An 8,246-nucleotide genomic window follows, 5' to 3' on the forward strand; every position below is an offset into this window, starting at 1 on the left:
CACAAATCTCGGCAATGGCTTCACGTGCTACGTCGGTCAGTTTTCCTGCCTGAGTCAGGAACGGTTGGCCTGAACAAGACCACTGCAAATCGTATTGCACGCCGTGTTTGTCCAAAATGGCGTGGATGCGTTGTTTCAGCCCTTCTTCGGTGGACTCGGTAGAGAAACGGAAATTGAATTTGACGTTCAGCTCTCCCGGAATCACATTGGTCGCGCCTGTGCCGCCGTTAATATTGGAAATTTGGAAACTGGTCGGCGGGAAGTATTCGTTGCCCTCGTCCCAGACTTCCTGCGTCAGCTCCAGCAAGGCCGGGGCGAAAGTATGCACGGGATTAATGGCCAAATGCGGATAGGCAATATGGCCTTGCTTGCCTTTGACGGTCAGATTGCCCGACAACGAGCCACGCCGTCCGTTTTTCAACATATCGCCCAATTTATCCACGGCAGTCGGTTCGCCGACGATACAGTAATCAATCAATTCGCCACGCGCTTTCAACACATCGACAACTTTAGTCGTGCCGTCCAACGCATCGCCCTCTTCGTCGGAAGTAATCAGAAGCGCGATGCTGCCTTGGTGATCGGGATGTTCGGCAACGAAGCGTTCGCAGGCGGTAACGAAACAGGCAATGCTGGTTTTCATATCCGCCGCGCCGCGACCATACAGACAGCCTTCACGCTCGGTCGGTTCAAACGGTGGCGAATCCCATTTTTCAACAGGGCCTGTCGGCACGACGTCGGTATGTCCGGCAAAGCAGAACACCGGAGCCTGCGTACCGCGTCGTAACCAAATGTTTTTGGTGTCGCCAAAATGAAGCTCCTCTACGGCAAAACCGATTTTTTGCAGGCGTTCGGCCAGCAGTTGTTGGCAGTTTTGGTCATCCGGTGTAACGGACGGGCGGGAAATCAGCGCTTTGGCAAGCTCTAGGGATTGGGTTTCGGTCATATTTGTTCACTGTGAGAAACAGGCCGTCTGAAACGTTCTGAATATGATTTTCAGACGGCCTTGAGTTTATTTGAAGATACTGAATAGGCAGTCTGCCTTTCAGTATTCTGAGTTATTTTCCATGGCAAGCTTCATACAGCGGCAGTAATTCTTCCACTGTTTCCGCTATCCATTTCGCTACATCCTGCTTGCCTAAATCATCACGCTCGATGTGTTTCCCGATACAGAAGAAATCTTTATCGTCTCGAAGCTTTCTATCGCCGTCGCTTTGTTGGGCGACGGTGCGGTAGTCGTCATATTCACTTTCCGCACCGTGCCACATATCGAAGGAAGCGTATTTTTCAATATCAAAATTATCCAGCCAGCGGTTGTAATCAGGCAGCGCAATGGGCGACACATCGGCTTTATAGCAATGCCAGTCCAAGCTGACGCTCAAACGGCGGCGATTCAGCAAAATCGATAAAATCGCTGCGGAATTTTTATATTGTTCGTATTTGAAATAGGCAAAGAAATGAGCGCGTACCTGCCAGCCGTTACACCAGCGTTCGATATGCGGCGGCGCAAACGGTGCACCCAATTCGGCAGCAACCTGCTGGATCAGCTGCTGCCATACCTGCCAGTTTTCTTTATAGTCTGCCTTGATTTGCGGAATGCTTTCAGGCTGGTATTTTTTAAGCTGGGAAAACTGGAAAAAAGGGATATTGAACAAATCGCAACTTTTTGGGGTCAGCATAGTGTATTCCTTGAGACGATTGTTTCAGACGGCCTTATTTGCGGCGGCGTGCAGCCATAATTTCGCCGATTTCGGTCAGTTTTTCTTTGGGGATAAAGGTTTTGCCCATATCAAACAGCGGCTCTTCAATCGCCAGATGAACATCATATCCTGCGACAAAACGTTTGAATGCTTCGGCATCAGGAATATAGGCGTTATCCGCTTCAAGCTTGGCAAATTCAGCCGCTACGCCGTCCCAATTGCTATGCAGGCTGACATGTTGGCGCAGCAGCTCGTCAACGCTTTCTTGAGCTTGCGGCGCATATTGCAACAAAAGCGGAAAGAAATTTTCCTCTTCGTCTTCATGGTGCAACGGCGCGGCAACATTAAAATATTGGGCAATCTGGCGGATGGTTTGCAAAACGATTTGATTGCAGCCGTTTTCGGCAATATAGTCCGACAACATGGCAACCTGGCTGCAGAAACGGCGCACTTTGCCATGACAGGCGTACAGCATTTCAATGGGTTCGGCAAAAGTAACGCTTTTGGTTTCAAACGGATTCATGGTTTTGAGGTTTTATTCTTAAATTAATGTTTCCAGATTATAACAAAACAGCCTGCGCAAGGCAGGCTGTCTGTTTTCGAGCTTTAGACGGATTAGTCAACCAAAGTAACTTTACCGTTCATCAAAGCGCCGTGACCTGGGAAGGTACAAGCAAATTTGTATTCACCGCCAGCCAATTTAGCAGGATCCAGAGTCAGGGAAGCTTCTTCGCCGCCGCCAACCAGTTTGGTGTGGGCAACAACGCGTGCGTCGTCAGGTTTAACGTAGTCAGTTGCAGCAGCACCGGCACCATCTTTGAAAATACCGTCCATGTCTTCGGCTTTACCGATGACGATGTTGTGACCCATGCTTTCTTTAGGTTGGGTACCGGTGTGTTTCAAAGTGATGGTGAATTCTTTACAAGCTTTGCTTACTTGGATTTCTTTAGTGTTGAACTGCATAGCGTCGTTGGCTTCAACAGTAGTTGCACAGTTGCCGGCAGCAGGAGCGGCGGCAGCATCAGCCGGAGCAGCTTCAGAGGCAGGAGCGGCATCGGCAGGTGCAGTAGTTTCTGCAGGAGCAGCTTCAGAAGCAGCGGAAGCAGCAGGTGCTTCAGCAGGTTTTGCAGCTTCTTGAGAGCATGCAGCCAAGCCGATAACGGCAGCGGAAATCAGAGCCAGATAAGCTTTCATTGATGTATCTCCTAATGATGAGAGTCTTGTTAAGTTCTATTAATAGAACCCGCGCGAATATATTAACAAAGGCAAATGCCAAACTTAAACTTATTCACGCAGAGTGATAAGAAATTCAGGCGTTATTTTGCTACAAACTTCACACGAAATCAAAGTTTCAGGCCAAGTTTACATCAGTTTACCTAAAAGAAAACAGTTACTGTTTAGGTCGTATTTCTTTAGTATTAGATACTATCGGTCAAATGAAATAAGTTTTAACATTTATTAACCATAATCTCATTCGGCATGATTTTAGCGGCTGTGCTTGCGTACCAATTCTGCCAATGCCGCTGCCAATTCGGGATGCTTGCCTTCCAATTTGGCCGCCGCTTCATCGAAACTGTCTAAAGCTGCCTCGCTCAATCGCAAACTATTGGTTTTCGGTTGAGCAGGTGGCTTGGGGACTACCCTGACCACCACTTCCCTCACGCCTGCATGCAATGCTTGCAACTTGGGCAACATGGCAGGCAGGATCATTTTCAAACGCGAAGCAGCCATATTATTGGCGGCCAGCAAAACCAGTCTTCCGTCTTCAATACAGGCCGTCTGAAAATGCGGATGCAGGTTGACCGGCAAAACCGTTTTGACTTTTGCATCCAATTTCCGCCATTGTTGCGATTGTCGCAACAAGCCCGCCAGTAAATGATCGCGCTTGCCCAATTGTGCTAAATCCATATATTTCAGACGGCCTCTCAGTAAATTAACCAAACAATTACAATTGAAATACAGCAAAACCGCCTTTATTTCAAACAGCATTACCGCGTTATACAAGCGCTTGTGTTAAAATCCCAGTTTCGCCCACTATTATATCAAGGCGCAGGAATTATTCATGCTGACAAACATTGCTAAGAAAATCTTCGGCAGCCGCAACGACCGCCTGCTGAAACAATATCGTAAATCCGTTGCTAAAATCAATGCACTCGAAGAACAGATGAAAGCGTTGAGCGACGCAGATTTACAGGCCAAAACCGCCGAATTCAAACAACGTCTCGCCGACGGACAAAGCCTGGACGACATCTTGGTTGAAGCCTTTGCCGTCTGCCGCGAGGCATCCCGTCGCGTATTGGGCATGCGCCACTTCGATGTACAGCTGATCGGCGGTATGGTCCTGCACAACGGCAAAATCGCCGAAATGCGTACCGGTGAAGGTAAGACATTGGTGGCCACCCTTGCCGTTTACCTGAATGCATTGTCAGGAAAAGGTGTACACGTCGTTACCGTCAACGACTACCTCGCCTCCCGTGACGCAGGCATTATGGAGCCGTTGTACAATTTCTTAGGCTTGAGCGTCGGCGTGATCGTAGCCGATTTGCAACCTTTCGAACGCCAAACCGCTTACGGTGCCGACATTACTTACGGCACCAACAACGAATTCGGCTTCGACTACCTGCGCGACAATATGGTGACCGACCAATACGACAAAGTTCAGCGCGAATTGAACTTTGCCGTTGTCGACGAAGTGGACTCCATTCTGATCGACGAAGCGCGTACGCCGCTGATTATTTCCGGCCAGGCAGATGACAACATCCAGCTCTACCGCGTAATGGATGCCGTTCCGGCCCACCTTATCCGCCAAGAAACCGAAGAAGGCGAAGGCGATTACTGGGTAGATGAAAAAGCACACCAAGTTATCCTGAGCGAAGCCGGTCACGAACACGCCGAGCAAATCCTGACCCAAATGGGCTTATTACAGGAAAACGATTCGCTCTACTCTGCCGCTAATATTTCCCTAATGCACCACCTCATGGCGGCATTACGTGCGCACACTCTGTTCCACAAAGACCAACACTACGTCATTCAAGACGGTGAAATCGTGATTGTGGACGAATTCACAGGCCGTCTGATGGCCGGCCGCCGTTGGTCCGAAGGCTTGCACCAAGCCGTTGAAGCCAAAGAAGGCGTAGAAATCAAACGCGAAAACCAAACGCTTGCATCTATTACCTTCCAAAACTACTTCCGCCTGTACAGCAAACTGTCCGGCATGACCGGTACGGCCGATACCGAAGCCTTCGAGTTCCAAAGCATTTACAACCTCGAAACCGTCATCATCCCGACCAACCGTCCTGTACAACGCAAAGACTTCAACGACCAAATCTTCCGCTCAGCCGAAGAAAAATTTGAAGCCGTCGTCAAAGACATCGCCGAATGCCACAAAAACGGCCAACCGGTTTTGGTCGGTACAACCAGCATCGAAAACTCCGAACTGGTTTCCCGCTTGTTACACGAAGCAGGTCTGCTGCATAACGTTCTGAACGCAAAAGAACACGAGCGCGAGGCATTGATTGTGGCCCAAGCCGGTAAAGTCGGCGCAATTACCGTTGCCACCAACATGGCCGGCCGCGGTACCGATATTGTCTTGGGCGGCAACCTCAAACATCAAATCGAAGCCATCCATGCCGATGAAACCCTGAGCGAACAGCAAAAACAAGCGCAAATTTCCGCCCTTGAAAGCGGTTGGCAAGCCGAACACGACCAAGTTGTGGCCGCAGGCGGTTTGCACATTATCGGTACGGAACGCCATGAAAGCCGCCGTATCGACAACCAGTTGCGTGGTCGTGCCGGCCGTCAGGGCGACCCCGGCTCCAGCCGTTTCTATCTGTCGTTTGAAGACCCATTGTTGCGCCTGTTTGCACTCGACCGTGCCGCAGCCATCCTCAACCGCCTGGCACCTGAGCGCGGCGTTGCCATCGAACACGGCCTGCTGACCCGTCAAATCGAAGGCGCGCAACGTAAAGTCGAAGGCCGCAACTTCGATATGCGTAAACAGGTTTTGGAATACGATGACGTTGCCAATGACCAACGTAAAGTGATTTACCATCAACGTAACGAAATCCTGACGACTAAAGACGTCAGCGATTTGACCCGCGAAATCCGCGCCGACGTTGTCAGCGACTTGGTTGACTACCACATCCCGCCTGACAGCATGGAAGAGCAATGGGACATTCCGGCACTTGAGCACCAACTTGCCGCCGATTTCCGCCTGCATGTCGATATCAAAGGCTGGCTGAAAGAAGACAGCACTTTGGACAACCAAGACATTAAAGAATGCCTCATCAAGCGTATCGAAGACGAATATGCCGAAAAAGTCGAATTGGTCGGCAAACAGGCTATGTCTGACTTCGAACGCAATGTTATGCTGCAAGTTATCGACAACCAATGGCGCGAGCACCTCGCCGCTATGGACTACTTGCGCCAAGGTATCCATCTGCGCAGCTATGCTCAGAAAAATCCAAAACAGGAATACAAACGCGAAGCTTTCGCCATGTTTGAAAACCTGTGGCGCGGTATCAAACAAAACATTGCCGCTTTGCTGACCGCCGTTCAAATCGAGCGCAACAGCGAATACGACCACACTGCTGCACAAAGCGTCAGCGATGTTCAAACCGTCCACTCCGATGCGCCTGATATGGAAGAATTGCTCGGTCAATCGCAAACCGATTTGATTACCGAAGCGTTCGACCCTGACGGCACAGACTTCAGCCCTGAAGCGCTTGCCCAAAACGGCCTGATTGTTCACCGCAACGATCCTTGCCCTTGCGGCAGCGGCCTGAAATACAAACAGTGCCACGGTAAATTGAACTAAGCAGTCATCTCAAAAGGCCGTCTGAACGGTGAAACGAGAATCTTTGATTTCGTTCTCACATCTGTTCAGACGGCCTGAGAATTATCCAAATAAGCAAAAAACTTCCAAACCCAATTTCAAAAGAGTATCCCTATGGCAGGCAACACTTTCGGACAAATCTTTACCGTTACCACTTTCGGCGAAAGCCACGGCGCAGGCTTGGGCTGCATCATTGATGGCTGCCCGCCCGGATTAGAATTGAGCGAAGCGGATATCCAGCTTGACCTTGACCGCCGCAAACCCGGCACCAGCCGCCACGTTACCCAGCGCCGCGAAGCCGACCAAGTCGAAATCCTCTCCGGCGTATTCGAAGGCAAAACCACCGGTACACCCATTGCCCTCCTAATCCGCAATACCGACCAACGCAGCAAAGACTATGGCAATATCGCCACCAGCTTCCGCCCCGGACATGCTGATTATACCTACTGGCACAAATACGGTACACGCGACTATCGCGGCGGCGGTAGAAGTTCCGCCCGCGAAACCGCCGCACGTGTTGCTGCCGGAGCAGTCGCTAAAAAATGGCTGAAAGAAAAATTCGGTACTGAAATTACCGCCTACGTTACCCAAGTAGGCGAAAAAGAAATCCAGTTTGAAGGTTACGAATATATTTCCCAAAATCCTTTTTTTGCCGCAAACCAAAGCCAAATTGAGGACTTGGAAAACTATATGGACAGCGTGCGCAAATCATTGGATTCTGTCGGCGCAAAACTTCATATCGAAGCAGCCAACGTCCCTGTTGGCTTGGGCGAACCGGTTTTTGACCGCCTCGATGCAGAAATTGCCTATGCCATGATGAGCATTAACGCTGTCAAAGGCGTTGAAATCGGTGCAGGTTTTGATAGCGTAACGCAACGCGGCAGCGAGCATGGCGACGAGCTCACGCCTCAAGGCTTCCTGTCCAACCACTCAGGCGGCATCTTGGGCGGCATCAGCACCGGACAAGACATTCATGTGAATATTGCCATCAAGCCTACCAGTTCCATCGCCACACCGCGCCGCAGCATTGATATAGAAGGCAACCCTATCGAGCTTGCCACACACGGCCGCCACGACCCCTGTGTCGGATTGCGCGCCGCTCCGATTGCAGAAGCCATGCTGGCATTGGTATTGATTGACCACGCCTTCCGCCATCGTGCGCAAAATGCCGATATTCAGGTAAATACACCAAACATTGCCAAACTGGGGAAATAACCGTTTATTTCTGAATATTCTCAGAAAAATTTAGCCAAATCACAGTCTTTATACTACAATAGCACCTTATTGCCGTATGACGAAAATACGGATTTATATTAGAGGAATACAACCGCAATGGCACAAGAAACCGCTTTGGGCGCTGCGCTGAAATCTGCCGTCCAAACCATGAGCAAGAAAAAACAAACAGACATGATTGCCGACCACATTTACGGCAAATATGATGTGTTCAAACGATTCAAACCGTTGGCTGTCGGCATTGATCAAGATTTGGTTGCCGCCCTGCCCCAATACGACCCTGCACTGATTGCACGCGTACTGGCCAACCACTGTCGCCGCCCACGCTATCTGAAAGCCCTGGCTCGCGGTGGCAAACGTTTTGACCTGAACAACCGCTTCAAAGGCGAAGTCAGCGCAGAAGAACAAACCATCGCCCAACAGCACCCAGCCGTTCAACAGGCATTGGCTGCACAAGCCGAACGCCAAGCCGCTAAGGCTAC

The 8,246-nt window shown here is 50.3% G+C and carries 8 protein-coding genes; 3 read left to right on the forward strand and 5 right to left on the reverse strand.

Annotation, left to right across the window (positions count from 1 at the left end; translation table 11 throughout):
• The 5 genes from dapE to Q1M25_RS06290 all read right to left on the reverse strand — a co-directional run.
• A partial coding sequence (gene dapE / locus Q1M25_RS06270) for a succinyl-diaminopimelate desuccinylase (RefSeq protein WP_300483014.1) occupies nucleotides 1–943 on the reverse strand: 943 nt, incomplete at its 3' end.
• A gap of 112 nt (nucleotides 944–1,055) precedes the next feature.
• Entirely contained in the window at nucleotides 1,056–1,676 is a 621-nt protein-coding gene (locus Q1M25_RS06275) for a glucose-6-phosphate 1-dehydrogenase family protein (RefSeq protein ID WP_300483017.1), read from the reverse strand.
• A 34-nt stretch (nucleotides 1,677–1,710) separates the two neighbouring features.
• On the reverse strand, nucleotides 1,711–2,220 hold the full coding sequence (locus Q1M25_RS06280) for a hemerythrin domain-containing protein (RefSeq protein WP_300483020.1): 510 nt from the start codon (nucleotides 2,218–2,220) through the stop codon (nucleotides 1,711–1,713).
• Nucleotides 2,221–2,312: 92 nt separating this feature from the next.
• Nucleotides 2,313–2,891 carry an azurin gene (gene azu / locus Q1M25_RS06285; protein ID WP_003748712.1) on the reverse strand — a complete coding sequence of 193 codons (579 nt, stop codon included), beginning with the start codon at nucleotides 2,889–2,891 and terminating at the stop codon, nucleotides 2,313–2,315.
• Between the two features lie 291 nt (nucleotides 2,892–3,182).
• Nucleotides 3,183–3,605 carry a DciA family protein gene (locus Q1M25_RS06290; RefSeq protein ID WP_199900726.1) on the reverse strand — a complete coding sequence of 141 codons (423 nt, stop codon included), beginning with the start codon at nucleotides 3,603–3,605 and terminating at the stop codon, nucleotides 3,183–3,185.
• Nucleotides 3,606–3,759: 154 nt separating this feature from the next.
• Between Q1M25_RS06290 and secA the strand changes: the two genes are divergently transcribed.
• The 3 genes from secA to Q1M25_RS06305 form a co-directional block, all read left to right on the forward strand.
• Nucleotides 3,760–6,513, forward strand: coding sequence for a preprotein translocase subunit SecA (gene secA, locus Q1M25_RS06295; protein ID WP_300483026.1), 2,754 nt, complete (start codon nucleotides 3,760–3,762; stop codon nucleotides 6,511–6,513).
• 132 nt (nucleotides 6,514–6,645) lie between these two features.
• Complete coding sequence (aroC, locus tag Q1M25_RS06300) at nucleotides 6,646–7,746, forward strand: chorismate synthase (protein WP_300483029.1); 1,101 nt, start codon at nucleotides 6,646–6,648, stop codon at nucleotides 7,744–7,746.
• 117 nt (nucleotides 7,747–7,863) lie between these two features.
• A partial coding sequence (locus Q1M25_RS06305; protein ID WP_300483031.1) for a ProQ/FINO family protein occupies nucleotides 7,864–8,246 on the forward strand: 383 nt, incomplete at its 3' end.

This window comes from uncultured Neisseria sp. (assembly GCF_951230505.1).
Lineage (GTDB): Bacteria > Pseudomonadota > Gammaproteobacteria > Burkholderiales > Neisseriaceae > Neisseria.